The following is a 24,912-nucleotide window of genomic DNA, read 5'->3' on the forward strand; positions in this document are numbered from 1 at the left end:
CGGACGTACCTGCGGCAGGCCGGCTTCTACGACGGGCTGATCTACGACGAGCCCAGATCCTTCAACTTCACCCTCCGCGGCCATTACTGAAGGCGACACCGACGGGCGGCCCTGTGTTCGCCACACTGCGCCTATCCCGGCGTGATCGCATGCCGCGCGCGGGGAGCCCCGTTCCTGAACACCATGGCATAGAGGCTTGGCAGGACCAGAAGGGTCAGCAGGGTGGAGGTGACCAGGCCGCCGATCACGACGGTGGCGAGGGGCCGCTCCACTTCGGCACCCATGCTTCCCGAAAACGCCATGGGAAAAAAGCCGAGGCTCGCCACGCTCGCCGTCGCAAGGACAGGACGGAAGCGTGACCGTGCGGCGTCGAACGCCGCCGTCGCGGCATCCAGACCGCTGTTCCGGAGCGACTGGATCTGGCTGACCAGCACCACGCCATTGAGAATGGCGACGCCGAACAGCGCGATGAACCCGATGCTGGCGGCGATGCTGAACGGGAGACCCCGTAACGTCAGCGCGATGATCCCTCCTGTCGCCGCGATCGGCAGGTTGAAGAAGACCAGGCCCGCGGCCTTCACGGAACCGAGTGCTGCGATCAGCAGGACGAAAATAACCAGGAGCGCGATCGGCACGACGACACTGAGCCGCTGCATCGCGGAATGGAGATTCTTGAACTGCCCGGCCCAGACAATCCGATATCCGGCCGGAAGCACAACGTCCGTCGCAACGGCCTTCTGGGCGGCCGCCACGAAGGAATTGACGTCGCGCCCGCGAACATTCGCCTGCACGGTGACCCTTCGCTGCAGACCGTCCCGATCGATACGCGAAGGTCCCTCCTCCAGTTTGATCGTCGCCACCTCGGAGAGAGGAACCCAGCCCCGACCGTCGATTCTTCGAACGGGAAGGTTGCCTATGTCTGTTTCAGACAGTGTCGATTGCGGATCGAGCCGGATCTGGGTCGGAATGATCGTGCCGCCAATCACCACGGGTTTTCCGACGAGACCGCCGATCGCCGTGATCTGGGCGAGTGCGTCAGAGACCAGAACCCCCCGTCGCGCGGCGGCGCCGCGGTCGACGTCTAGATGCATGAAGGGAACAGTGCCGTCTCCCTGCGGGGCGACGTCGGCCGCTCCCGGCACGGCCGCGACCACCTGCGTGACGCGATCCGCCAGTTTTGCAAGTTCGTCGAGATCGTCTCCGTAGATGGAGATCGCAAGCTGCGTGCGTACCCCTGACAGAAGCTCGTCCATTCTCATTTGGATGGGCTGGGACCACTCGTAGTTGGCGCTCGGCAGCTTCGTCTCCAGCAGTTTCGACATCTCGGCGACGAGTTGCTCCTGCGACCGGCCCGTCTTCCAGTCCGATCGGGGTTTGAGGATGATGAAGCTGTCGGACTCGTTGGATCCCATGGGGTCCGTCGGAACGGCGGCGGTTCCGATATTCGTCACCACGGTCTTGACCTCGGGGAAGGAACGGATCAGCCGCTCCTGCTTACCGATTTCCTCGATCACCGTGGGCAGCGACGCACTGGGCCACCGAGTGACCGTCGTCGTGAGCGATCCTTCCTCCAGGGTCGGGACGAATTCGCCCCCAAGACGGGTCGCAAGCCCAACCGATACCACGAAGACGCCGATCGTGATCAGGAGGACCGTTTTACCCCGTTTTTCGCTCCAGGCGAGCATGGGCTCATAATACCGGCGCGCCTTGCGTACGAACCATGTTTCCCTGTGGCTTTCGCCGCCTCGCAGAAAGACGGCCGAGAGCACCGGAATGCAGACAAAGCAGTAGACGAGCGAAGCGAGAAGGGCCATGGCGACCGTCTGCGCCATGGGCCGGAACATCTTCCCCTCGATATCTTGAAGGGCGAAAATCGGGAGATAGACCATGATGATGACGAAGATCGAGAACGTTACCGGGCGCACGACCGACGTCGCGGCCTCAATTGCCGTGTCGCGCATCGACATCCTGTCGCTCCGGCCTGAGCGCAAGGTCATGAAATGCTCGACGACAACCAGAGAACTGTCGACGATCATGCCGAAATCGATCGCCCCGAGACTCAGGAGGTTGGCTGACACGCCGAAGACCCGCATCCCGATGAACGCACATAGAAGTGCTGCGGGGATCGCGGAGGCGATCACGAGCGAAGCACGCCAGTCTCCCAGCACCACGACCAGAACGAACAGCACCAGAGCCGCGCCGATCAGAAGGTTTTCCTTGACGGTCGCAATGGTCTCGCCGGTCAATGTCGAGCGCATATAATATGGATCGAGCGTCACGCCGGGAGGCAGCGACTTGCGAATGGCGGGAAGGGCCGCGCGGATGCTTGCAAGCACGGCGTTCGAACTCGCACCGTCCTGCATCATGACGGCGCCTAGCACGATTTCTCCATTCCCGTCACGTGTGGCGGCTCCAAGCCGGGTCCGTGGACCGAGTCCGACGGTGCCGACATCATATACCCGGATGACGTTGCCATCCTTTCCGATGCGCACCGGGATCTGGCCGAAATCGTCGAGTTTGCCCACGAGCGCACGTCCGACGATCACCTGCTGCTCCGCCTGATGCGCGATCCATCCACCGCCTGCGGAAGCGTTGTTGCCGTCGATCGCCTGGTAGACATCGGAAACGCTCACGCCGTAGCTGCGCAGACGCAGGGGATCCAGAACGACCTGAAATGTCTGCTCGGCGCCGCCATTGGCGTTGACCTCGGCGATACCCGGCAACAGCTTGATCGCAGGGGCCACTGTCCAGCGCATGATGCGGTTGAGGTCCATCAGCGAGTAGGCAGGTCCTTTGAGCTGGAACTGCATGATCTCGCCCATTCCTGTCGTGCGTGGGCCAAGCTCGACGCGGACACCGGGGACGGCGACGGTGTCGCGCGCATCCTGAAGACGTTCGGCGACCCGGGCCCGATCCAGATCGATATCGGTCGCATCGTCGAACTGGAGGTAGACGGCCGACACGCCCGTCCGCGAAACCGATCGAAGGTCAATCAGGCCAGGCAGGGCAGTGAAGCTGGTCTCGACGGGGAAGGTGATCAGCTTCTCGACCTCCTCGGTCGCGAGCCCGGGAGCCGTCACGGTGACCATCACCTGCCGGGGCGAGATGTCCGGAACCGGCTCGACGGGCAACCCCTCGACACAGGCGACGCCGGCAACCAGCAGGGCGACGATCAGCCCGAAAACGAAGAAGCGTTGCTTTTGGAAGAATGCAAACAGCATGTTCAGTCTCCACCGAGACCGGAAAGAAGAGCCATGGCCTTCAGGGAGAACGAACCCTGCGCCACGATATCGTCCGCCGCTGTGAGCTTCCCCGAGAGCACGCTTCTATCCGGCTCTTCCAGCAGACTTTGCACCGGCACCGGTTCGAAGCGATCGTCCCCGACCTTCTTGTAGACCACCGGATGGCCATCGACTCTCTGCACGGCCGCCGTTGGCACGATCATGCCCGTCACCTGCTCCCTGACAGACAGCCATGCATCGAGTTGCGTTCCGGGCCTTAAGATCGTGCCGGGGTCGTCAAACGTTGCGATCACCCTGACCAGTCCAGTCTCGGGATCGGCGGTTCCTTCGATGGTCCGGATCTTCGCCGTCCGAAGTTCGGCCTTGTCCGCGCCAAGCGGCAGAAAGCGCATCTCGGATCCGACTTCCAGTCGTGACACGTCGTCGGGCCGCACGAAGGCCGCGATCCAGACATTGGACGGTGTGACGATCCGCACGACAATATCCGCAGGCGCGATATCGTCCGCGACGGCGGTGTCGACCCGGCTCACGACGCCCGCGAAGGGTGCGATCAGGACAGAATTCTCGTCCTCGACGATTTTCTCCGTGGATGAAGTGAATTCCTCCTCGAGACGGTGGGTCAGCGTGTCGATGGCAGCCTGCTGATAGCGCACGGCATTTTGCGTCTCCTGCATCGCGGACAGACGTCGCGCGACTTCGCCCGCGGAAACGGTGGTGCCCGACAATGTCCTGCCGCGCCGATAGGCGAGCGTCGCATCCGCGAGCCTGGCTTTCGCGCCGGCAAGGTCGGCGCGCGCCTGGGCGAGCTGCAATTGCACGACATGCAGGGCGTGATCGACATAGGTCACGAGAACCTGCCCGGTGGTTACATGGTCACCGGGAATGACCGAAACCTTGCTAACCTTTCCGTCTCCGGCGGGTCGGATCGCGACCGATCGCCCCGCGTTCTCCATGACGGTGGCCATGGCCTTGATCTCGGGACGCAGCGCACCGGCGACCGGCCGAACGATCTGCAGCCCCTCCACCGTTCCCGCGTCGGGTTGCAGGGTGATGGTCTTCTGCCAGTTCGCATTCTGCGCATGTGCGAGGATGGGCGTCATAAGGCCGAGCGCCAGGATACAGGCAATCCGTTTCAAGGTAGATATCCCCAGGCTATGACAGTTCGAACAATGGCGATGCGGTATCCTGCTTCTGCGGTCTCGAACCGCAGACGCGCGTCGTAGGCATCCATGCGGGCGCGAATGGCCTCGATCAGCGGCGTCTCGCCAGAGCGCCATGATCGTTCCACCGCATCGGCGCGCGTCAGCATGTCACGCGCCGCCTGTGCCGTCGTCACGATCGAGGCGGACGTGTTGCGCAGGCGGGCCTGAACGCGGGCAACCTCCGCCAGAATTGTCCGGCGGGTGTCGATCTCGTCGCGTTCGGCTGTCGAGAGCGCCCCCTGTGCCTGAGTGCGGACAGGAACACGGGTGACGTCGGTTGGGATCGGCATCCGAAGGCTGACACCGATCTGGGTGTCCCAGGGCGATCCGTACTGGCCCTGATTGATCACACCCGCGCCAATTTCCGGATTGGGCATATAGCTGTGTGCCGCAAGACGATCTTTCTCGGTCGCGACCCGCACTCTCTGATGGGCCGCCCGCAGCCGCGGATCCCGGTCTTCGGACCAGGGGACCGCCTGGGCTCTCAGATAAAGCGGCCAGTGACTGTCGATCTCCGCGAGCGATACCCGCGTCGGCCGCCCGGTCAGAATATCAAGGCTTGCCTGTGACGCGTCCTCGTCTTCCACGCTGGCGTTGACGTCGCTCTCGATCACGGCCATCTGGCCGTTGACTGCTTGCAGATCGGCGGATGTGCTCTCACCGGCCCGCACCGATGCCTGCACCGCACCGGCGAGACGTCGAAACGCCGCGAGTGTCATCTGCGCCGTCATCCTGCGCGCGCGTGCGAGTTGCAAGGCACCAGTCGCATCCGTAACCCGGATGGCGACCGCCATATGGGCGACCTCACGCTGTGCCGCGGCAAAGGTCGCGTCTGCGCGGGCGACGTTTTCGGTGGCAGTGCCCTGTCCCGGCAGCCACAGCGGAACGGACAGGCCTGCCTGGGTCGTCCGATAGGCGTAGTTTCGCCCGCTCGGGCGATCATCGAAATATTGCGCGTCGATCGTCGGGCTGCCCGCGAACCAGGATCTGGCCGCCCGTTCGCGTTTCTTCGCACCGCTTTCCTGAAGCGCAAGATCGTTCTGCGCCGGATCGTTGGTCCACGCAGCTTCGATCGCATCATGAAGTGTGCCGGACGTGGGGTCGGTCGGCTGGGCCCAGGCTCCCTGTGGAAACGAGGCAACCATCAGGCCTGCGATCACCACATTGCCCAGAACACACGAAAACGGGAGGCGGCGCGCGCGAGGGAACAATCTCTTCATACGGAGACGCCCGTCCTGCCCGAACGCAGAAGGCGCAAGGCATTCAGAGTCACGAGCACCGTCGCGCCCGTATCGGCCATGATCGCCACCCAGAGCCCGGTCACCCCGGCGATGGATGTCATGAGGAATAGCCCTTTCAAACCCAGTGCGATCGAGACGTTCTGACGGATATTGCGCATGGTCGCGCGAGACAGGCGGATCAGGGCTGGAATGTCGCCGACCCGATCCCGCAAGAGGGCGGCGTCCGCCGTTTCGAGGGCGACATCGGTGCCCGAACCGATGGCAACGCCGACCGAAGCCTGTTTCAGTGCGGGTGCGTCGTTGATGCCGTCTCCGACCATCATGACGGGGCCTTGCTCCCCAAGCGTGCGAATGGCCGCAAGTTTCTGTTCGGGTAACAACTCAGCCCTGTATTCCGTACCGAGCGCGGTCGCGATGGCCGCTGCCGTCCGGGCATTGTCGCCTGTGAGAATGACCGGCGTGACGCCAAGGGTTCGGAGCTGGCGCATGGCGTCCCCGGCATCGGCGCGAGGTTCGTCTCGCAAAGCGATCAGGGCCAGGGCGCGGCCGGCATAGAGAACCGCTACGGTTTTTCCTGTTTCCTCAAGAGCTCTGACCTGGTTCGCACCGTTTTCATCCAGCGCACCGTCCTGTGTTGCATGTCGGGGGCTGGCGACTGCATAGCCCTGCCCTCCGATCGTTGCCGTGACGCCCTTGCCCGGTATGGCTCTGCTCTCCTGCAATATCGGGAGAGCAAGTCCCTCGGCCCGCCGTAAAATGGCCTTGGCCAAAGGATGGCTCGACGTGCTTTCGACCGCAGCAGCAAGTGCAAGGCAATCGCGTTCCGGCATATCTGCCAGTGTGATCACGTCCGTGACATCGGGACGGCCCTTCGTCAGCGTGCCAGTCTTGTCGAGCGCGACTGTCCTGATCTTCGCGCTCGCTTCGATGACCGCGCCCCCCTTGAGGAGGAGACCATTCCGGGCACCAGCCGACAGCGCCGATGCAACCGCGGCGGGGACGGAAATGACCAGTGCGCAGGGACAGCCAATCAGCAGAAGTGACAGACCGCGATAGATCCATGTCGACCAGTTTTGTCCCAGAAACAGCGGCGGCGCGACGGCGACAAAGGCCGACAACCCGACGATGGCCGGCATGTACCAGCGACTGAAACGATCAATGAACCGTTCGGTCGGCGCGCGTGATTCCTCCGCCTGTTCGACGAGCCGGATGATCCTTGCGATGGTACTATCGGTGGCCGCCCGCGTCACCCGTATCCGGAGGGCCGCCTCGACATTGATCGCGCCGGCGAACACCTGATCGCCCGGTCCGCGTGTCACGGGAATGCTCTCGCCCGTCACCGGGCTCTCATCAATGCCGCCTGCTCCCGAGAGGATGTCGCCATCGGCAGGGATGCGATCGCCAGGCCTGGCAAGAACCACGTCACCAGAAACCAGATCGGACGCTGCAACCTCCCGCACGACGATACCCTCCTCGCGCAATGCCGTCTTTGGGACAAGAGCCCCGAGCGCCTGTATGCCACTGCGGGCATGTTCGACCGCGACGCCCTCGAGCAGTTCTCCCAGCGCGAAAAGGCATACGACAAGAGCTGCCTCCTGCGCGGCCCCTATAAACAGCGCGCCGATGGCGGCAATGGTCATCAGGGCTTCGATCGTGAAGGGTTCCCCCGATCGCAAAGCAGCCCATGCCCGTTTCGCAATGGGCAGTAGACCGGCAAGGCAGGCCATGATGAAAGGCCATCGACGAGAACTCTCGGGCAGGAGAGTGCTGCCCCCCCAGGCGAGTGCCAGTAGCGCGGTCGTCAGAACAACCAGAAGTCCTTTGCCTGTCCTGTACCAGGGTGTTTTTGTGCCAGCGGCCGTTGGCGCAGGATCATCGACGGCCGCCTTGCGGTCTATCCCGCCGCGCGTTGTTTCGTAGCCAAGCCCCTTTACAGTGCCCTCTATCGCTTCAGGTGTGACGAGAGTCCGATCGAACTCCACGCGCAGCCGCTGTGCCAACGGGAAAAATTCGACACTTTCGATCCCCGGCGTCTTTGTCAGCGTACCCTTCACCTTGATGCCACAGGCCTGGCAGTCCATGCCTGCGACAAGCCACTCGTGTCTCTCCAGCATTCGAATCTCCTGTTCATGAGGAGGAGATTCGAGTAGATACGACCTCTAGCGACTAGAGGGTCAAGGCGATTTTTCATGGTCAATATCGGAAAACTATCCGCCGAAACCGGCGTCAAAATCCCCACGATCCGATACTACGAGCAGATCGGACTTCTGCCGGAACCCGAACGCAGCAAAGGGGGGCAGCGAGTCTACACGAAGGCAACGCTCGAGCGATTGAGTTTCATCCGCCACGCGCGAGAACTCGGATTTTCTCTCGATGATATTCGGGAGCTGACCGCACTGTCTGAGTCTCCCAATGAAAGTTGCGAAGTCGTCGACAGTATAGCGATGCGTCAGCTCAATGAAGTGCGCAAACGGATTCGTCGTCTGAAGGCATTGGAAGACGAATTAGAGAGAATGCTTGACCAGTGCAGCGGCGGCACTGTCGACACCTGTCGTATTATTCAGGTTCTCGGCGATCATAACCTGTGTATTACCGATCATTATGACACGTGCGGCAAAGCAGATCGTTGGCCGTCATCACTGTGAAAGCGACTGCGTCCCGAATCCGTGGATAATTCACACTCAAGGCGTGTCTGCGATGCCTTTCGCTACATCCCCAATCAAGAATATAGCAAATATTAATTTGTAATCGTAATATTCAACTACAGGAACAACGGCTTTGCACACTCTCGTCTATGGTCTCCCTCCTGTCCTGGCTGCCATAATCGGCGGCTTAATCGCCGTTTACCGACCGCCAGAAGAAAAGCTCGTCAGCGGAATGCAGCATCTGGCCGCAGGGGTCGTGTTCTCGGCTGCATCCGTAGAAATCCTGCCCTCCATCATGCACGGCGCGAATCCTGTCGCAACGCTGGTGGGCGGAGGAATCGGCACGGCAACAATGCTCGGCGTCAAGGCACTGGACAGCCGGCTCAGAGGTCCAGCCGCGTTCCTCTGCATGATCGGGCTGGACATCTTTCTTGATGGACTTGTTCTGGGTTTTGGTTTCGGTGCAGGGGCACGGCAAGGCTATCTCCTGACTGTCGCGCTGACACTTGAGGTCTTGTTCCTCGGGTTGAACATTACGACTGCGTTGGCCGAGAACGGGACAGGGAAACTCGCGATCATCGGGGCGACAGCAGCCATCAGTATGCTTCTGCCCGTCGGTCTGGTTGTTGCCACGCCTGCTCTTTCACTGCCGCATGCGTTTACGACCGGTTTTCTGAGCTTTGGGCTTATCGCATTACTCTATCTCGTCACCGAAGAGCTTCTGACCGAGGCACACGAGAAACCTGATTCGCCAGCATCGACCGCGATGTTTTTCATAGGGTTCCTGTTTCTTCTTGTTCTCGATGAAATACATTAGGTGTGATACTTTGTCTGGAGCACATTTGAGACACTCCCCCGGGTTAGGCATGATGGTCGGCGGGTATGGGCGTAATGCCTTGACCTTACGCAGGATTTAGAGGGTTATAAAAACCTCTTTGTTTTGAGCCCTTCTCCAGGATTTCATTTTTCCTGCTCGGATTGGAGTGATAGATGATGAAGAGCGGCTTGCTCGTTTGAACGGGCTTGGCGATCAGCTTGAAGCCTTTGCCCGGACTGTGGATTTTGAGGTGTTCCGCCATGATTTGGAAGCGGCTCTGGCGTATTCTGACGGAAGCAAGGGCGGACGTCCTCCGTTTGATCCGGCGCTGATGTTCAGAAGTCTGGTCATCCAGACACTGAACAATTTCTCCGACGAGCGGACGGAATACCTGATCAACGACCGCCTGTCTTTTATGCTTTTCCTTGGTCTGGACCTTTCGGACCGGGGGCCGGATGCCAAAAACGGTCTGGCTGTCCCCTGAGCGTCTGATATAGACGGGTGCGCTTGGAAAGACTGTTTGACCGATTTGGCGCGACCCTGCGGAACGCTGGTAATACCAAAGGGTGTGGCCGTTGACTCGTGTGTGAAGTGACGAGCGGCGTCGGTTCTGATTCTCTTGAATTGGGGAGGATCTGGCGGATGACGAGGGCGGTGAAGCTATGGGATGACTACTCGACCTCTGACCCGAGACGACTTGCGGCGCGCAGCCGGCAGGCGAACGTCGCACGCCGGCTGCGCGCCCTGGCGGCGATCCGTGACGGGTCCAGCCGGACGCATGCGGCTCGCACAGGTGGAGGGTTCGAAAAACCCCAATCCCGGCTTTTCCAGACATAACAATATCAATGAGTTATCAATTTTGATTGGTTGGAAAAAAGGGTTTTTCGAACCCTCCAATTTCATGAAATTCTCTTATGAACAGGTAAATGTGAATCAGGGAATAACGGGAGGCCTAAACAGTTCCTGAATGAAACAGCATAATCTGAAGCGCATTAGAATTTTTTTTTACGTGTCTGCTAATCAGCGTTTTGATCCGACAGGCGCCAGCAGCCATTATATCCGACTATAATCGTGCGAAGTATTTACCGGAAAAGCGGGCCATCGGACTGTGACCCACTGAGGCGAAGTTTACGGTTCTCAGCAACGAATTTGCGGCATAATCTCTGGCAAACACTCCGTCGACTATTGCTCCGGAAGCATTATGCCTACTGAGATTCAACATCTTCACAGACCAGCGTAGGACGTCCCGTGCATTTCGCGAATAGAGCGATAGCGCGGTCACAAACGAGGCAATGCCCTTCGCAGCAGTCCCTCATCAGGAAGGCCACCAGGTCTGAGAGAGCCGGAAACGTCGCGCTGTAAATGATCTGACGACCGTCGCGGAGACTTTCGATAAGACCGGCTCGTTCCAGATGTCCGAGGTGAAAAGAAAGGCGAGACGGTGGGATATTTCCGAGGAATGTACTGATAGCACCGGCCGAGCGGCCGTCTGCGCCGACCGTCACGAGATAACGGACGATCCGCAAGCGCGTTTCGGGGTCACGACACGAAAGTGTACTTTACGTACGCTTAGAGTGAACCCGACAAGAACATTGAGGCTGTTCTGCTGAGAGCTCGATAGACTGTCGGACGAGAGATGGAAAAGACTTCGGCTAGATCGCTGATGGAGTAATCGCCGGTATCATACATCCGGCGAAGCTCCTTCTGCTGCCGGTCAGAGAGCTTAGGTTTTTTCCCGCGTAGCTTGCCTTTGGCGCGGGCGACCGCCATGCCTTCGCGGGTGCGCATCCGGATCAGATCGGCTTCAAACTCCGCGAAAGTCGCCAAGATGTTGAAAAACAGTCTACCCATCGGATCTGACGGATCGTGAATGCTGCTCCCAAGTTGAAGCTTCACACCACGGGCTGTCAGACTATCGCCAATGGCTCGCGCGTCAGGGACAGATCGGGCCAGCCGATCAAGCTTTGGCACGACCAAAGTATCGCCACTGCGAACAGCCGCAAGGGCTTGATCAAGGCCGGGTCGCTCCCGGTTCGTGCCAGTAAAGCCTTTGTCCGTGTAGATGCGATCGGCAGCAACACCGAGTTTGAGAAGTTCCTGCTGCTGGACCGCGAGGTCCTGTTTGTCCGTCGAGCATCGGGCATAGCCGATCAATGTGTGCGTCATGCGGGAAAGTGTAACGTATAACGCCCCGTCAATGCAAAAAATATGGTACCATCTATATGAGACTCGGCTTTCGGCTGTTTTTCTGCCTTGGCAGGTGAACCAGTGATCGTCCGTTCAATGATCCCCTTCCGGACACATGAAGGAGACATCCGATCATGGCGCGGCGCCGTCTTCTGACCCGTGAAGCTCTCGCCCGACATTACGAGCCTTCTGTCGATGATCGCGAGATCACGAGACATTTTACACTCAGCCAGGATGACTTCGATCTGATCGCAACCCGCCGCGGAGAAGCCTCCCGATTGGGTTTTGCGATGGTCATGCTCTACATGCGCTGGCCGGGACGGGTGCTGGAATCTGGTGAAACACCACCGGCTTCCATTCTGTCATTTGTTGCGCGGCAGCTCGACCTGTCCCCTGGGCTCTGGTCCCATTACGGACGTCGTGACGAAACCCGTCGATCCCATCTGGCCCACCTGATGAAGCGTTATGGCTACCGAACCTTCGATCGGTCGGCATTTCATGACATGACCGGTTTCGCGATGCCAATTGCACATCATGTGACCCAGCCATCCCGCATGGCTGCGATCCTGATTGACGAGATGCGTCGCCGAAGCATTCTCCTGCCGTCGGTCACTGTCATTGAAGCCTTGGTGCGCCGTGCTCGCCAGCAGGCCAATCACCTTGTCCATGACGTCCTTGCAGGGGATCTGCCGCCGGAAACCCGTTGTCGTTTGGACAAAATGCTGGAGCGTCGTGGCGATCGCAGTGCCTCCTGGCTCTCGTGGCTGCGTAACCCGCCCCTGTCACCAGCCGCGCGCAATATCCTGCGATTGCTGGAACGCCTGGAGTATGTACGATCCCTGAACCTCGACAGCGCTCGCGCCACGACCATACCGCGTGTGGCCTTTGACCGTTTGGGCGAAGAAGCTGCCCGGATTACGCCCCAGCATCTGGCCGAGCTTCGGTCATCCCGTCGTTACGCCATTCTGGTGGCAGCCGGGGTCCGACTTGAGGAGGTTCTAACCGACGCGACCCTCACAATGATGGAAAAACTGCTCGGAAGCATGATCCGCCGTGCCGAACACCGGGTCCGTGACAAAGCGATTGTCACCGTGCGATCGTTGCAGGCGCAGCTCCGTCTGCTCACAACCTCCTGTCGCCATCTGATCGAAGCGCGTGATCAGGGTGTTGATTCACTGTCTGCCATTACGGGAATTGACTGGCCCCGCCTCCAGGACGCCATCGGCAGGGCTGAAACCCTGACAGCTCCAGAGACAATTGATCGCACGGCCGAACTGATCAACCGGCATCGCTCGCTTCGTCCTGCCATTGGTCCATTCCTGAACGCGTTCCAGTTTCAGGGTGGTCGCACGGTACAGGGATTACTGAAGGCGGTGCAGATCATTGGAGACCTCTATCGGACCGGTAAACGCCGCTTGCCTGACTCCTGTCCGATCCGTTTCATTCCGCCTTCCTGGCACAGCTTTGTCAGGCCAGAGGGAACAGTCATACGACAGGCTTACGAACTCTGTGTTCTGACCCAGCTGCGCGAGCGTCTGCGTGCCGGAGACATCTGGGTAACGGAAAGTCGCCAATACCGCGCATTCGACACCTACCTTCTTCCGGAAGCCACGTTTGCAGCGATGCGCGCGCAAGGACCGTTGCCTCTGGCGATCAATGCTACGGCTGACACGTTCCTTTCTCAACGGCGTGCAGTGCTGGAAACCGCGCTGAACCGGGTGACGGCTCTTGCCAGGAAGGGCGAGTTGTCACAGGTCCGGCTTGATGCACATGGTCTTGTGATTTCGCCTCTGAAAGCAATTACACCCCCTGCTGTGGAAGAGTTGAGGCGGGCGGCTTACGACCGGCTGCCACGGATCAAGATTACTGATCTTCTGCTGGAAGTGGACCGCTGGATCAGCTTCACCGACTGCTTTACCCATCGCCGTTCCAGCCGTGTCGCGGATGACAAAAACGCCCTGCTGACGGTGATCCTGGCGGATGGGATTAATCTTGGTCTGACACGCATGGCCGACACCTGTCAGGGTGCCACCCTGCGCCAGTTGGCGCATCTGCATGACTGGCATATCAGCGAGGCCGGATACGCCGAAGCCCTTGGCCGTATGGTTGCAGCCCATCGTGGGCTGCCCCTGGCGTCACTCTGGGGAGACGGCACATCGTCCTCAAGTGATGGTCAATTGTTTCATGCAGGTGGCAGAGGCGCTGCGATCAGCGATATCAATGCGCGCAATGGCAGTGAACCGGGCGTCAGTTTCTACACCCACATCTCCGATCAGTATGATCCGTTTTCGACCCGGGTGATTGCGGCGACGGCCGGTGAAGCGCCCTATGTTCTGGATGGGCTGCTGTATCATGCTAACGGACTTTCCATTGAAGAGCATTATACAGATACGGGTGGGGCATCGGATCATGTTTTCGGGCTGATGCCCTTCTTTGGTTATCGATTTGCGCCCAGGATACGGGATCTGAAAGAGCGGAAACTTCACCTTTTTCCGGGACAACACCCGGGCGAACTTCTGGGTGGGATGGCCGGTGACCTGATCAATACCAACCATATTGTGGAACACTGGGACGACCTGCTGCGTCTCGTCACATCTATTCGGAGTGGAACCGTGACCGCTTCGGCCATGCTGCGCAAACTCGGATCTTACCCCCGTCAGAATGGTCTGGCTGTGGCTTTGCGCGAAGTCGGCCGGATCGAACGGTCAATTTTTATGCTCGACTGGATACAGGATCTGGATTTGCGCAGACGAACCCAGGCTGGACTCAATAAGGGAGAAGCCCGGAATGCGCTGGCTCGGGCGCTCTTCTTCAATCAGCTTGGCGAACTGCGGGATCGGCGTTTTGAAAATCAGGCCTATCGGGCGTCAGGTCTGAACCTGCTGGTGGCAGCGGTCATCCTATGGAATACGCGCTATCTTCAGTCTGCCATCACGACGCTCGGTATTTCAGATGACCTGGCCCAGCATATCGCACCCCTCGGCTGGGAGCATATTTCTTTGACAGGCGACTATCGCTGGAATGTCGATGAGCAGCCCGAAGCTGGCGCGTTACGACCGCTTCGGGTACCTGCATCCCTACTTGTTGCGTGAACCTCAATGTGGCCAGTTCTACAGGTGTTCACTCCAAGCGTACGTAAAATACACTTTCGTGTCGTGATCCCTCTTAGATAGGATCGATATTGCGAGCACCATTACGTTACTAATATGTTATATTTTGTATGAGTTTTTTCACGTTGGCCACAAAATGTATAATAGATACTCCTTAATTCTATCTTTAATAGCCCTCGGTGTGTCTATATTATACGTGATGCTCTCATATATACTAATAACGAAAAAAATAAGAAGATATCAATCAGAAGTCTTCTTGGCTCAATTGTTTCTGTTCTTCTTTTTTGCCCTGAACAACAATAGCGACTGAAGAGGATGAGGAACTGCCGATTGCGCTGAGTGGCAGAGTTAGTACTGCAGCACTATAACGAGAGGGTGATCCGCGAACCTCCCGTTAGCGTTGTTGAGATATGTTCTGCGTCCCTCGACACTGCGTCTTTCCACGACGGTCTTCCGGCCGTCTCTATTTGTGATGACTGCATTGACCAAACTCATCCCTCTTTGTGTACCGTTCGAACGCCGCCACGAAGCCTCTCAAGGGGGTGCCTTCTTTAACGGTGAGCAAAAGTGCTGGATGGGGCACCGGGACAAGCTCGACGCTCTAATGCCTTTCGTCCCTTACCGGTATCGGCCGGATCGCAAGCCACCCTATATCCGTCCGTGGATGGTGCCGCAGGCTCTGTGGGGCTTTAATCTGCGCGCCTTCCTGGCGCCCGAAGACTGGAACCGGATCCGGAAGGATGCCTATGCGCGATCAGGGTCCCGCTGCCGGGTATGCGGAGGACGAGGACCTCAATGGCCGGTCGAGGCTGACGAAGGGTGGGCGTATGACGACGAACGCCGGGTCCAGATCCTTAAAGGGGTGATTTCCCTCTGCCCTGACTGCCATGGCGTGCGTCACTGGGGAAAGACCATGACCGAGGGCAGGCAGGATGCCGCTTTGGCCTGGATGGCGGAGGTGAATGGCTGGAGCCACATCGAAGCGGCGCGGTGCGGAGACGAGGCCATGAAGCGGTGGCATATGCGCAGCCGCCATACCGACTGGCAGTGCGACATCTCCTGGGCAATCAGAACTTACAGTGTTGTGCCGATCAAGGACGGCGAAACGCTGGCCCGCGAGCTGAACCGGAAATTCGTGCGGCAGGCGCAGACGCGCGTTGGCGTAAGGGCTGTGCACGTCACGCACATCAAACGTCTGTTCCGTGAACGATAGAGGTCGATTGCCGACACCTGTCAGTCTCCCTTACATTCCGTCTATGTACGGGACGACCATCGCTTCTGCGATCGCTTTGCTAAGACGCATTTCTAAAGACATAGATTGTCGACGGACTATAACTCCTAAACATACTGATGTGTGCCCTAGCATCCACTCCAGAGCACACCGCTCGATGCACGGTGCTTCGTGAGATAAGTAGTATGGTTCTAACGAGCGTGCTTCCGTCGACTTTTAATTCTCTGAGTTTTTAATTAGCCACGACGCCAGTATTAAACCGCACGAGGTAACGAGGCTGGCGTCGGCGGCCGTCACCTCTGTCTCATGGTCCACGTCACGGCCGTGACCGGCTCCAGCCGCGTTTCTAAACTCATTAGCGGTTAAAATCATTTTCTTTGCAGCGCTAACGATTTTGCGGGTGTGGCGTTCACTGTCGGTCTTTGGCTCGTCATTTGGCGTCAGTCCCAGTTCATTAAAGCACTGGGATGTCAGACCTGAAAAGTCGAGGTCTTTGACGCCTTGATACCCTTTGCGACCTAGTATTGTCCTCATAGTCGCCTCGAGCATCTCCTTAGTTACACCAATAGCGAGGGGCGGATCATTGGGAAGCGCGTTTTGTACGCGTTTAGTATACGTAGAAAGATCGATAATGCCTTCCACGGCTTCAGTCTCTGCAAGGCTGTGAGCGATCGCTTCCACCAAAGGGTCGGCGCTCTCTGTAAATACTTTAAGAATATCAGGAGCATTCGAACTGAACCAACGCTGTATTTCTGATCTATTGAATAGATCCATTAAGGCGGGTTGATCGTCGGAAAGTAGACGATCGACAATCTGCAGTATCTTAGCTTCATAGTCAGGATTCTGATATCTTACGCTGTTCATGAAATGCTGGTTTTTGGTGATTTCCTCATCAAGGTAATAAGTAAGTCCGAATTTCGACCATTCGCTCTCGTCCATACACTTAGCCAGAGCTTCGGCGAGCGTTACCTGGAAGCGTCTTGATAGGTTTGCGTCGCTGATTATACGAGCAGGGAGGGTTTCATGTGTCATTTAGTATTCAACCTTAAAGAGCGAGGATAATGAAAATCTGATGGGTACCAAATACCCTAGGAGATATGTAATATTAGACAGACATTGATTATCGTGAAGATATCTGTCTAATATTAATCTACTATTGGGGAATTTCAGCGGTGAACAGTTTTGTCTCCCTCTTTAGACATTATGAGAAGTGGTCTGCCGGAAGGCAAACCGAATGCCGGCAACACCAACCTCCTAGCAGAAGACTTGTCCGACAGTAATAGAAGAGCATTCCGGTTGAGGAATACAGAGCGTGGTACCCGCAATCCATTGTCGTAAAAGGCGATTAGCTCGCCCCCTCCCAATTCTCGAAAAAGCTTTCTGAGTGGCCCCCACTTGCTATCAATGTCAGGAAGCTCGGGAAGGTTGATCTTCCTGCAAAGACGTTCGTCAATGCGGATGCACAGTCGATGTAGCGTCTGACGGCCAAGCCCTGCACAGTCTGTCACCTGCTGCGCTACGGCAGCTTGCTCATCTTGAGGAAGATCCTGGTAAAAGCTGATGATCGACGGCTTTACGTGACACATGTGGTTTTCCAAATTGGCAGATCAATAAAGAGCTTTGAATTGGGGTACGTCCGTACCCAAAAACACGTCGGGTTTTACTTGCGAGCGAGCTTCGCACTTCCAGTCGTCCCCTATTGCTGATATTTGAACGGTTTTCCCGCTGCTCATTCGAGCAGTGCATAGTAGCTCATGTAATTTCGATTTCTTTAATGGGAGCTTAATTTCATGAAGTGGGCTTCCCAGGGATTTAGCAGTGTCACGCCTGAATGGCGGAAGTCGTTCGTGTTGCGTGTCACAACGGTCATCCTGTGAACAAGCCCGGTCGCAGCAATGAGCGTGTCGCGCTCTGAACCCGGGTCCGGTACGTGCAACTGAGCGCAGCGCCGAGCTACAGCAAGATCAATAGAGAGTATCCGGTTGGCAAAAGCGGGAAGAACGGAATTGTCCAACCAGTTCCGAAGAATCACGCCCTGGGCAGCGTCCTTTCGCTCAATCCGCATGACGCCCATATCCAGTTCCATCACGGTGATGACGGACAGAAACAGGCTGTCGGCTTCGACGCGATCTGCCCAGCTGGCAACATTAGGATCCGCCCTGCCCGAGCGGACCTTCCGCAATTCAGAAACGACATTCGTGTCCAGCAGAAACATCAGGCGAGATCCGCAGGACGCAGCCCGATGCTCATGGGCGCCGGATCGAACTCGATATCTTCCGCGGCAGGCAGAGCCAGCGCATCCGCAATCTTCCGGGGCGCATGGGTTAGCCGTCGATACTGCTCAATACTCATCAGGACATGCGCGGGTTTTCCACGGTCCGTGATGAAAACAGGTCCTTCAACAGCGGCCTTTTTAGCCCGTGCGGTGTCCTGATTGAACTCGCGACTGGAAAAGGTTGTGACGGTCATGCCAAACATCTCCTGAACATTTCGTAGCTACGTTACTACATTTATATGCCAGAAGCCAGCAAAGACGGTCAGTCTATTCGCGTGTATGCGACGTCCTGCACCGGAGCAGCATCCTCATCGCGCTTGCAGGCCTCAATGCCTTCGCCCAGCAAATCCAGAAGCCGCTGGTGTCTCTGGCGTTTGGACTTTAGGGAAAATTCCACCATCCAGACGAACAGGGCGCCCCACAGCAAGGCAAGAAGCACAAGAAGACCAGCCCCACGCACGATCGCCGGTCCATGCGTTGGAACAGAGGTTAGTAATCCTGTGAGCCCCACACCCGTCACGATTGGGACTAGCTTGAGGAGTGCGGGAAACTTCATAAGAGAGAGCCGTTCCAGATAGCCGTCGTAAGATCGCTCACACGCTTTGCGCGCTAGAGAAAGCTCTTCCAGAGGATATGCCGACAGCCGTTTGAGCATTGCCAGGTCACTTGCAAGCGTTTGGCCAGCACGGAGGACGCTTTCACTATAGAGGCTCGCCAGCTCTCGTTTGAACGCTACTGCGGCACTACCAACGAGATAGGCCGTCAAACTGAAATTGAAGACGAGGTAGGCTAGGAGAACGGCAAAAGCGACGTGCTGCAGTGTTAAAGACGCCCCTATCAAAGCTAGACTGGAGCCGACCCAGAGGACGGGGACGATCAGACTTCCTGGATAGGAGAGCTTCAAGTCATTGCCTTTGAAAGCCGGAACGGCATCGACGATTTCCAGAAGAAGCTCGCTGAGAGGCTGCCTGTCCGTGTCGTCTTCAGAAACTATCCGGTAGGACTTATTCGGATCAATCACAGCGTCTTATTCCCTTTGGTGACGGCATTGCGTCGGGGACAATAGAGACTGGGGTCAGACTGGACCACCCACGGCGTTCGCTCTCACTGCACTCACAACCACCCGCGATACGGTTGTCTGGCAGCGGGTTTCCTCCGCTGCATCATCAAGGTCTCAGACTGGAGAAGCAGACATGACCAGAGTTCTTTATGGTGACAGCCGCGCCCTCGCCCGTGCCGAAGACCATGGTTTCGTTCACTGTGTTCGCGACGACGCGTCTCTGGAGACGTTCCTCAAGGAAGGACGCGACACGATCCTGGTGCATGCAGAAAGCCCAGAAGGCGTGATCCGCCGCTACCCTCGCCTCGCGAGCGCGAACGTCACGTTCGAGGCAGCTGCCTGATCTGACGCTCAGAACGCCGGATCATACGCCGATCAGGGTTTCTATAGCCCCAGGCGTGTGATCCCGGCCCGATACAGCCCTTCGAACAGATCCCCGAGTGCCAGACGCCGTTGCAGCGTCAGACGTCGTTGGGCCAGGTGATACATCCGGTCGTGCAGTAGATGGCAGCGCTGACACAGCGCGCGCAGATTGCGCAGCCGGTTGCTGGTGGGATCATGATTCAGATGTGCCGCCGCCAGAGACACTTTCGTCTGACGCACCTGCAGAAGCTCGATCAGGTCCGGAGGTGAGACCCGCCTGCCCCGACCATTGAACCAATGCCCCGTGTCCGGATGCTTCCATCGGCCACCCGGTAGCACCTGAAGGTGATGTCCATGCGGTCGACCGCAGCGCTGACAGACACCCCCTGCCCGCTCGAACCTCACCTGTCGGCTCAGTTCGGGCCAGTTGGGAGGGTAAAGCGCTTTCAGTTCCGGTCGGATCGGCATTCAGTCTTCGTTAACACATTTCCGGTCTGCGTTGGACAGTGTTTGTTCTCCTCTCTGCGCTGCCCCGGGCTTCGTGCTATCAGGAGCCGAGTTCAGGTTTCACGGAGGTTTCCATGCTCAGCCATCTTCACATCGCAGGCTCGGCAAAGGCTGCCCGTAAGGCCCTCATGGACCGGCTGGACCAGAAGACCCGACAGCAGCTTCCTGCCGGCAGTCTGGAAAACTCTGTCGCGCTCCTGTCCACCGGTCGCTTCTCCCCTCGCCTGTCTCTGGTCATTCGCGGCATCGAATACCGGCATAACGAATTTGCCGAGGACACGGTCCTGGCCACCAATGTGGAAACGGCTGAAGACGCTCTGGCGATTGCGAGTGCCCATGTAACCACCCTGCCCTCCGGGCACGACCTGGCGATCGCTCTGGACCTCGAACCCGATCCCATCTTCGTCGCCTGGTTCAAGCCAAAGGCGACCAAGCGGCCCAAAGCGGGATCGCAGGCCGTCACGCTGGCTCCACTGGCCTCTCCTCTGGGTCAGCAGTCTGCGGCGGTTCTGCTGTGGTTCGATGCCCTGACCGACGAGGCGCTGCCCGACTATGATGGAACGCTGGTCACGGCGGAGCGCGCCTCGAAAACCTATTCCCGGGCGGCGAAGGCAATGAACACACGCCGGACCTATCGCTCGGCCGTGCGCTCCTGGTGCGCATGGGCGGCAGGACATGGGCTCCCTGCCCTGCCTGCCCGCAGCGAGGATGTCGCCGCCTATCTGGCTGATCTTGCGCTGCAGAAGAAGCGACCCGCGACGGTGGATCTGCACCGTGCCGCACTGCGCTATCTGCATCATATCGCTCAGGTTCCCGTCCCGACCTCCCATGCCCTTGTGTCCGAAACTGTTGCGGGTATTCGCAGGACGTCGACGGGAAGCGCGTCCCGGCAGGTCAAGGGACTGACCTGGGATCTGTTGAGCGAGGTCATTGAGCAGATCGATAGCACCGAGTTAGTGGGCGTCCGCGACAGGGCCATTCTTCTGCTCGGCTTTGCCGGCGCCCTCCGACGGTCCGAAGTGGCGGCGCTGTGCCTGGAGAATGTAGCGCTCGATGATGACGGGATGCGGATCCGGCTGGACCGATCCAAGGGGGACCGGACCAGTCAGGGTGTCGAAGTCGCCATCCCGCGGGGCATTACTGCCCTGTGTCCGGTCCGGGCCTATGAAGCGTGGCTTCGGAAGGCGAAACTGGCCGACGCCAAGGGACCGGTTTTCCGGCGGGTGTGGCTCCCGCCTGCTGCCGAGGCCGGTCAGCCTCCTGCCCCGCCCGCGATGGGTTCAGAGGCGCTGTCTGACCGGTCTGTGGCCCGGATCATACAGAAGCGGTGCCTGGATGCGGGAGTGACAGGCGATTTCAGCGGGCACAGTCTGCGCCGTGGCGCGATCACGACTGGCGCGCGGGATGGCACCGATCTGGTCTCGCTCAAGCGCTTCTCCCGCCATCAGACCTTTGGCGTCGTGGAGAAATATATCGAAGTCGAGGATGCAATGACCAGACATCCGGGGCGAAGTCGGTTTTAAGGTTATTCCTTCTGTGTGATTTGGTGAGGATCAAAAAGAACCTTATGCCATTCGGATCGTGTGATTTGGTGATGAAAGCGTGTGATTTGGTGAGATGCTGCATGTGGTAAAGTGCGGCCTTTCACATGTTGTTCCGTGTGATTTGGTGAGCATACTAATAATAGATTCACTAATAACCATTAGTTCGTCTCACCAGATCACACGAAAAGCGGCTATCTAGCCTCTCCCCGCACTAAACACCGTATTTCTCCATGGCCACCCTCACCAAATCACATGGTTTCGTTCTTCGACTTGGGATTAGTTAGAGCCAGAAGGATCTCTCGTCGGGTCTGGAGCGCTAAAAAGACCTCCCTCACCAAAACACACGCCTCGAACCTACCGGCATCACCAAAACACACGCCTGCTTTCCTCAGCTGATGTGCAATAAAAGATTTCTCGGGATGCTCAAGGGCTAGCAGTGTGACGACCATCCATAAGCTTTTAGAAGCTCAAGGTAAGCAAGGTGTTTTGGCCTTAGGCTTAGATCGAGACGTAGTCGAAGCTGCATCAGCGTACATGTCTGATGAAGAAAACGGACTGGGTTTTATATATTCGGGCTGGGCTCAATGCGCTTTGCCTCACCGTAGATTACCGGCTCATGAAGCATGGCAAATGTCGTCCGATCGGGTGAAACTAATCATTCAGCCGGGAATAAAGCCCATCCCCAATACCGATGAATTGGAGCATGTAGGTGTACCCTTCGGTGCACACGCCAGGCTGATTTTGCTCTTCTTGCAAACTGAAGCGATTAGAACGAACTCTCGAGAAATTGAGTTAGGCAAAAGCCTAAGACAATGGATTAAGCGGATTGGTATTCAGCCTAGTGGATCCTCTGCGCGTTCGGTTCGCGATCAAGCCGAACGCATTAGCAGATGCCGCTTAAGTTTCCATATTCATAACAACGAAACAGGGACGAGTGCTCTCGTAAACCAAGCAATTGTTGATGGCGCGCTTTTTGTCTCTGAAGGCGGTGCTTACAGTGACAAAAGTTATCTCGAAGTAGCAAAGCTTTCCGAAGGGTATTTTGAGCAACTTCGTAAGCATCCAGTACCCGTTCAAGAGGCAGCTGTTAGGGCCATCGCAAATAACTCAGCAGCGTTGGACATTTACATATGGCTTGCATACCGGCTTCATGTTCTAAATCAGAAGCGTCTTGTGACTTGGGGGGCTCTAAAAGCCCAATTCGGCCCTAGTTATAAGGAACTCTATCATTTCAAAGCTAAATGGCAGAAGCCTCTCGCGTTAGCGCTAGCCGTCTATCCCGATGCAAAAGTAGAGGTGACAGAGGAAGGACTGATTCTTCACCAGTCCCCTCCCCCTGTAAAACCACGGATGATTCCGCGAAAGTCGATTTAGCGATCTCGCCACGGAGTTATTTTGCCATTCTCTAGATCAGGTGAAGCAACGACTACTCCCTTGTCAGCAACAGCCCGCATAATAAACTGCTTGACTGTCATTCCCTGCTCTTCTGCAGCTTTGCCCAGGGCACGAAGAGTGCTCGCTCTAACACGCATATTATGATTAACAGCTTTGTCCTCTGGAACGACTTCAGCTGGTGGTAATCTTGGGTTAACGCTTCGCGCAGTCTCAAGTGCTTCGGTTGCACGAGTCTTCGTCTGAGATGCAGATCCTTCATCATTTCTGCCAGCTTTTCCGAGTGCAGCAGCGGTGATCTCACTAGCGTCGGGTCGCTTTCTGGGTTTGAGCGCCATTAACCGTGCTCCACGTCAGGTATCTTAGAGATCTCCGGTATCCAACCTATCGATCTTAGTTCGGCAATTAGAGCGGTTACCTCATCGGCAGCTGTACCCTTACTTGGTATCGTGCCTGAATAGGAAATTTCTCCGAAAGCTGTGCGGTGTGAGATTGATGCTTTCAAAGTAGGAATACCAGCTTCCTTCAACTCCTGTTCCGCGTGCTTTGTGAGATTAGTGCGAGACAAACGGTTCATTATTGCACGAACTTCAATCTTACGTCGTGCCGCCGATGCAAGCCCTTTGGCCTGTTTGATTGTCTCTTCGGCTTGGTTGAGATCTGCTGCTCCAGCAGTCAACGGAACAAGGATCTGGTCTGCCACGGTCATTGCCACTGCTCCGGCCAAGTTACCAAAGCCCGCCGTATCTATCAAAACGAGATCAGATGTCTCATCTAATCCCAAAGCGAGATCAGCGATTGACCGCTCCGAAGTTTCTGCAACGCAGGTGAACGGCTTTCCTTCATAAGTGTTGCTATGCCAGTCGGACATCGCTTTTGTTGGGTCAGCGTCGATGACTGCGACTGTCAAACCATCTGCCGCGCAACGCGCTGAGATTATCTGGCACAAGGTGGTCTTTCCGGGGCCCCCTTTGAAAGAAGCAATAGTCAGAATGGGCATTATTCATATTTCTCCCTCGATATATATGTTTAATAACACGTCATTACGGCGTTACGCAACGCCATAATGACGTAAAGCCGTAATGACGTAACGGCGTCTGTGATGTGTGCCGCTGTCTTGCCTGCGCCGAGCGCCGACAGGATGTAAAGCTGTCATTACGTCATGACGGAGTATCCTGGTTCGTACTCTTTCTCTCTGATGTCCTTCAGATGCCATCGCGTAAAGCTGTAACGACGTAACGGCATCTGTGAGGTGTGCCGCTGTCTTGCCTGCGCCGAGCGCCGACAGGATGTAAAGCTGTCATTACGTCATGACGGAGTATCCTGGTTCGTACTCTTTCCCTCCGATGTCCTTCAGATACCATTGCGTAAAGCTGTAACGACGTAACGGCATCTGTGAGGTGTGCCGCTGTCTTGCCTGCGCCGAGCGCCGACAGGATGTAAAGCTGTCATTACGTCATGACGGAGTATCCTGGTTCGTACTCTTTCCCTCCGATGTCCTTCAGATACCATTGCGTAAAGCTGTAACGACGTAACGGCATCTGTGAGGTGTGCCGCTGTCTTGCCTGCGCCGAGCGCCGACAGGATGTAAAGCTGTCATTACGTAATGACGGAGTATCCTGGTTCGTACTCTTTCCCTCCGATGTCCTTCAGATACCATTGCGTAAAGCCGTAATGACGTAACGGCATCTGTGAGGTGTGCCGCTGTCTTGCCTGCGCCGAGCGCCGACAGGATGTAAAGCTGTCATTACGTCATGACAGAGTATCCTGGTTCATGCTCTTTCTCTCTGATGTCCTTCAGATGCCATCGCGTAAAGCTGTAACGACGTAACGGCATCTGTGAGGTGTGCCGCTGTCTTGCCTGCGCCGAGCGCCGACAGGATGTAAAGCTGTCATTACGTCATGACAGAGTATCCTGGTTCATGCTCTTTCTCTCTGATGTCCTTCAGATGCCATCGCGTAAAGCTGTAACGACGTAACGGCATCTGTGAGGTGTGCCGCTGTCTTGCCTGCGCCGAGCGCCGACAGGATGTAAAGCTGTCATTACGTCATGACGGAGTATCCTGGTTCGTACTCTTTCCCTCCGATGTCCTTCA

At 57.2% G+C, this 24,912-nt stretch carries 20 protein-coding genes and 2 pseudogenes; 9 read left to right on the forward strand and 13 right to left on the reverse strand.

What is annotated here, in order from left to right; all coding sequences use genetic code 11:
• Positions 1-131: 131 nt before the first annotated feature.
• From ABDK75_RS17025 to ABDK75_RS17040, 4 genes are read right to left on the reverse strand one after another with little or no spacing between them, the layout of a single operon-like run.
• Entirely contained in the window at positions 132-3,221 is a 3,090-nt protein-coding gene (locus ABDK75_RS17025; RefSeq protein WP_346006528.1) for a CusA/CzcA family heavy metal efflux RND transporter, read from the reverse strand.
• Positions 3,222-3,223: 2 nt separating this feature from the next.
• The gene (locus ABDK75_RS17030) at positions 3,224-4,378 is read right to left on the reverse strand and encodes an efflux RND transporter periplasmic adaptor subunit (RefSeq protein WP_346006529.1); all 1,155 of its coding nucleotides are present in this window, start codon (positions 4,376-4,378) and stop codon (positions 3,224-3,226) included.
• On the reverse strand, positions 4,375-5,664 hold the full coding sequence (locus ABDK75_RS17035; protein WP_346006530.1) for a TolC family protein: 1,290 nt from the start codon (positions 5,662-5,664) through the stop codon (positions 4,375-4,377). The genes ABDK75_RS17030 and ABDK75_RS17035 overlap by 4 nt, the downstream gene beginning before the upstream one ends.
• Positions 5,661-7,799 carry a heavy metal translocating P-type ATPase gene (locus ABDK75_RS17040; RefSeq protein ID WP_346006531.1) on the reverse strand — a complete coding sequence of 713 codons (2,139 nt, stop codon included), beginning with the start codon at positions 7,797-7,799 and terminating at the stop codon, positions 5,661-5,663. The genes ABDK75_RS17035 and ABDK75_RS17040 overlap by 4 nt, the downstream gene beginning before the upstream one ends.
• Positions 7,800-7,874: 75 nt before the next feature.
• Here ABDK75_RS17040 and ABDK75_RS17045 point away from each other — a divergent pair, with 75 nt between their 5' ends.
• The 4 genes and pseudogenes from ABDK75_RS17045 to ABDK75_RS17060 all read left to right on the forward strand — a co-directional run.
• Positions 7,875-8,330, forward strand: coding sequence for a helix-turn-helix domain-containing protein (locus ABDK75_RS17045; protein ID WP_346006532.1), 456 nt, complete (start codon positions 7,875-7,877; stop codon positions 8,328-8,330).
• A 133-nt stretch (positions 8,331-8,463) separates the two neighbouring features.
• The gene (locus ABDK75_RS17050; RefSeq protein ID WP_346006533.1) at positions 8,464-9,147 is read left to right on the forward strand and encodes a transporter; all 684 of its coding nucleotides are present in this window, start codon (positions 8,464-8,466) and stop codon (positions 9,145-9,147) included.
• A 160-nt stretch (positions 9,148-9,307) separates the two neighbouring features.
• Positions 9,308-9,607 (forward strand): annotated as a pseudogene (locus ABDK75_RS17055) (transposase); the annotation flags it as partial.
• 182 nt (positions 9,608-9,789) lie between these two features.
• A pseudogene (locus ABDK75_RS17060) lies at positions 9,790-9,945 on the forward strand (IS630 family transposase); the annotation flags it as partial.
• A 407-nt stretch (positions 9,946-10,352) separates the two neighbouring features.
• On the opposite strand, the gene ABDK75_RS17065 reads toward ABDK75_RS17060, so the two are convergent.
• Positions 10,353-10,673 carry a helix-turn-helix domain-containing protein gene (locus ABDK75_RS17065; protein ID WP_346006534.1) on the reverse strand — a complete coding sequence of 107 codons (321 nt, stop codon included), beginning with the start codon at positions 10,671-10,673 and terminating at the stop codon, positions 10,353-10,355.
• A 43-nt stretch (positions 10,674-10,716) separates the two neighbouring features.
• Positions 10,717-11,313 (reverse strand): recombinase family protein, encoded by a 597-nt coding sequence (locus ABDK75_RS17070; protein ID WP_110914744.1) that lies wholly within the window; start codon positions 11,311-11,313, stop codon positions 10,717-10,719.
• A gap of 155 nt (positions 11,314-11,468) precedes the next feature.
• Between ABDK75_RS17070 and ABDK75_RS17075 the strand changes: the two genes are divergently transcribed.
• Together ABDK75_RS17075 and ABDK75_RS17080 are read left to right on the forward strand one after the other, a co-directional pair.
• The gene (locus tag ABDK75_RS17075; protein ID WP_062020722.1) at positions 11,469-14,426 is read left to right on the forward strand and encodes a Tn3 family transposase; all 2,958 of its coding nucleotides are present in this window, start codon (positions 11,469-11,471) and stop codon (positions 14,424-14,426) included.
• 490 nt (positions 14,427-14,916) lie between these two features.
• Positions 14,917-15,657 (forward strand): hypothetical protein, encoded by a 741-nt coding sequence (locus ABDK75_RS17080; RefSeq protein ID WP_346006535.1) that lies wholly within the window; start codon positions 14,917-14,919, stop codon positions 15,655-15,657.
• A 234-nt stretch (positions 15,658-15,891) separates the two neighbouring features.
• On the opposite strand, the gene ABDK75_RS17085 is transcribed toward ABDK75_RS17080, so the two are convergent.
• The 5 genes from ABDK75_RS17085 to ABDK75_RS17105 all read right to left on the reverse strand — a co-directional run bounded on the left by ABDK75_RS17085 (position 15,892) and on the right by ABDK75_RS17105 (position 18,971).
• Positions 15,892-16,707, reverse strand: a complete 816-nt coding sequence (locus tag ABDK75_RS17085; protein WP_346006536.1) for an abortive infection family protein — start codon at positions 16,705-16,707, stop codon at positions 15,892-15,894.
• Between the two features lie 134 nt (positions 16,708-16,841).
• Positions 16,842-17,261, reverse strand: coding sequence for a hypothetical protein (locus tag ABDK75_RS17090; RefSeq protein ID WP_346006537.1), 420 nt, complete (start codon positions 17,259-17,261; stop codon positions 16,842-16,844).
• 185 nt (positions 17,262-17,446) lie between these two features.
• A complete protein-coding gene (locus tag ABDK75_RS17095; protein ID WP_346006538.1) occupies positions 17,447-17,890 on the reverse strand; it encodes a type II toxin-antitoxin system VapC family toxin in 444 nt (147 codons plus the stop codon).
• A complete protein-coding gene (locus tag ABDK75_RS17100; protein ID WP_061928388.1) occupies positions 17,890-18,144 on the reverse strand; it encodes a type II toxin-antitoxin system Phd/YefM family antitoxin in 255 nt (84 codons plus the stop codon). Before ABDK75_RS17100 ends, ABDK75_RS17095 begins: the two co-directional genes overlap by 1 nt.
• Before the next feature lie 68 nt (positions 18,145-18,212).
• A complete protein-coding gene (locus ABDK75_RS17105; RefSeq protein ID WP_346006539.1) occupies positions 18,213-18,971 on the reverse strand; it encodes a hypothetical protein in 759 nt (252 codons plus the stop codon).
• Positions 18,972-19,143: 172 nt separating this feature from the next.
• Here ABDK75_RS17105 and ABDK75_RS17110 point away from each other — a divergent pair, with 172 nt between their 5' ends.
• Entirely contained in the window at positions 19,144-19,353 is a 210-nt protein-coding gene (locus tag ABDK75_RS17110) for a hypothetical protein (protein ID WP_346006540.1), read from the forward strand.
• A 41-nt stretch (positions 19,354-19,394) separates the two neighbouring features.
• Here ABDK75_RS17110 and ABDK75_RS17115 read toward each other — a convergent pair whose 3' ends face one another.
• A complete protein-coding gene (locus ABDK75_RS17115; RefSeq protein ID WP_346006541.1) occupies positions 19,395-19,841 on the reverse strand; it encodes a hypothetical protein in 447 nt (148 codons plus the stop codon).
• Between the two features lie 113 nt (positions 19,842-19,954).
• Here ABDK75_RS17115 and ABDK75_RS17120 point away from each other — a divergent pair, with 113 nt between their 5' ends.
• Positions 19,955-21,403 (forward strand): site-specific integrase, encoded by a 1,449-nt coding sequence (locus ABDK75_RS17120; RefSeq protein ID WP_346006542.1) that lies wholly within the window; start codon positions 19,955-19,957, stop codon positions 21,401-21,403.
• A 459-nt stretch (positions 21,404-21,862) separates the two neighbouring features.
• Positions 21,863-22,798, forward strand: coding sequence for a replication protein RepA (locus tag ABDK75_RS17125; RefSeq protein WP_211555666.1), 936 nt, complete (start codon positions 21,863-21,865; stop codon positions 22,796-22,798).
• A gap of 355 nt (positions 22,799-23,153) precedes the next feature.
• Here ABDK75_RS17125 and ABDK75_RS17130 read toward each other — a convergent pair whose 3' ends face one another.
• Positions 23,154-23,816, reverse strand: coding sequence for a ParA family protein (locus ABDK75_RS17130; RefSeq protein WP_346006543.1), 663 nt, complete (start codon positions 23,814-23,816; stop codon positions 23,154-23,156).
• Between the last annotated feature and the right edge of the window lie 1,096 nt (positions 23,817-24,912).

Origin of the sequence: Gluconobacter sp. OJA (assembly GCF_039638325.1) — a bacterium.
Classification (GTDB): Bacteria; Pseudomonadota; Alphaproteobacteria; order Acetobacterales; family Acetobacteraceae; genus Gluconobacter; species Gluconobacter cerinus.

Coding starts and splice junctions, on each gene's coding strand:
- ABDK75_RS17025 (WP_346006528.1), bottom strand. CDS start 3,221: ATGCTGTTTGCATTCTTCCAAAAGCAACGCTTCTTCGTTTTCGGGCTG.
- ABDK75_RS17035 (WP_346006530.1), bottom strand. CDS start 5,664: ATGAAGAGATTGTTCCCTCGCGCGCGCCGCCTCCCGTTTTCGTGTGTT.
- ABDK75_RS17040 (WP_346006531.1), bottom strand. CDS start 7,799: ATGCTGGAGAGACACGAGTGGCTTGTCGCAGGCATGGACTGCCAGGCC.
- ABDK75_RS17045 (WP_346006532.1), top strand. CDS start 7,875: ATGGTCAATATCGGAAAACTATCCGCCGAAACCGGCGTCAAAATCCCC.
- ABDK75_RS17070 (WP_110914744.1), bottom strand. CDS start 11,313: ATGACGCACACATTGATCGGCTATGCCCGATGCTCGACGGACAAACAG.
- ABDK75_RS17075 (WP_062020722.1), top strand. CDS start 11,469: ATGGCGCGGCGCCGTCTTCTGACCCGTGAAGCTCTCGCCCGACATTAC.
- ABDK75_RS17080 (WP_346006535.1), top strand. CDS start 14,917: ATGACTGCATTGACCAAACTCATCCCTCTTTGTGTACCGTTCGAACGC.
- ABDK75_RS17085 (WP_346006536.1), bottom strand. CDS start 16,707: ATGACACATGAAACCCTCCCTGCTCGTATAATCAGCGACGCAAACCTA.
- ABDK75_RS17090 (WP_346006537.1), bottom strand. CDS start 17,261: ATGTGTCACGTAAAGCCGTCGATCATCAGCTTTTACCAGGATCTTCCT.
- ABDK75_RS17095 (WP_346006538.1), bottom strand. CDS start 17,890: ATGTTTCTGCTGGACACGAATGTCGTTTCTGAATTGCGGAAGGTCCGC.
- ABDK75_RS17100 (WP_061928388.1), bottom strand. CDS start 18,144: ATGACCGTCACAACCTTTTCCAGTCGCGAGTTCAATCAGGACACCGCA.
- ABDK75_RS17110 (WP_346006540.1), top strand. CDS start 19,144: ATGACCAGAGTTCTTTATGGTGACAGCCGCGCCCTCGCCCGTGCCGAA.
- ABDK75_RS17115 (WP_346006541.1), bottom strand. CDS start 19,841: ATGCCGATCCGACCGGAACTGAAAGCGCTTTACCCTCCCAACTGGCCC.
- ABDK75_RS17120 (WP_346006542.1), top strand. CDS start 19,955: ATGCTCAGCCATCTTCACATCGCAGGCTCGGCAAAGGCTGCCCGTAAG.
- ABDK75_RS17130 (WP_346006543.1), bottom strand. CDS start 23,816: ATGCCCATTCTGACTATTGCTTCTTTCAAAGGGGGCCCCGGAAAGACC.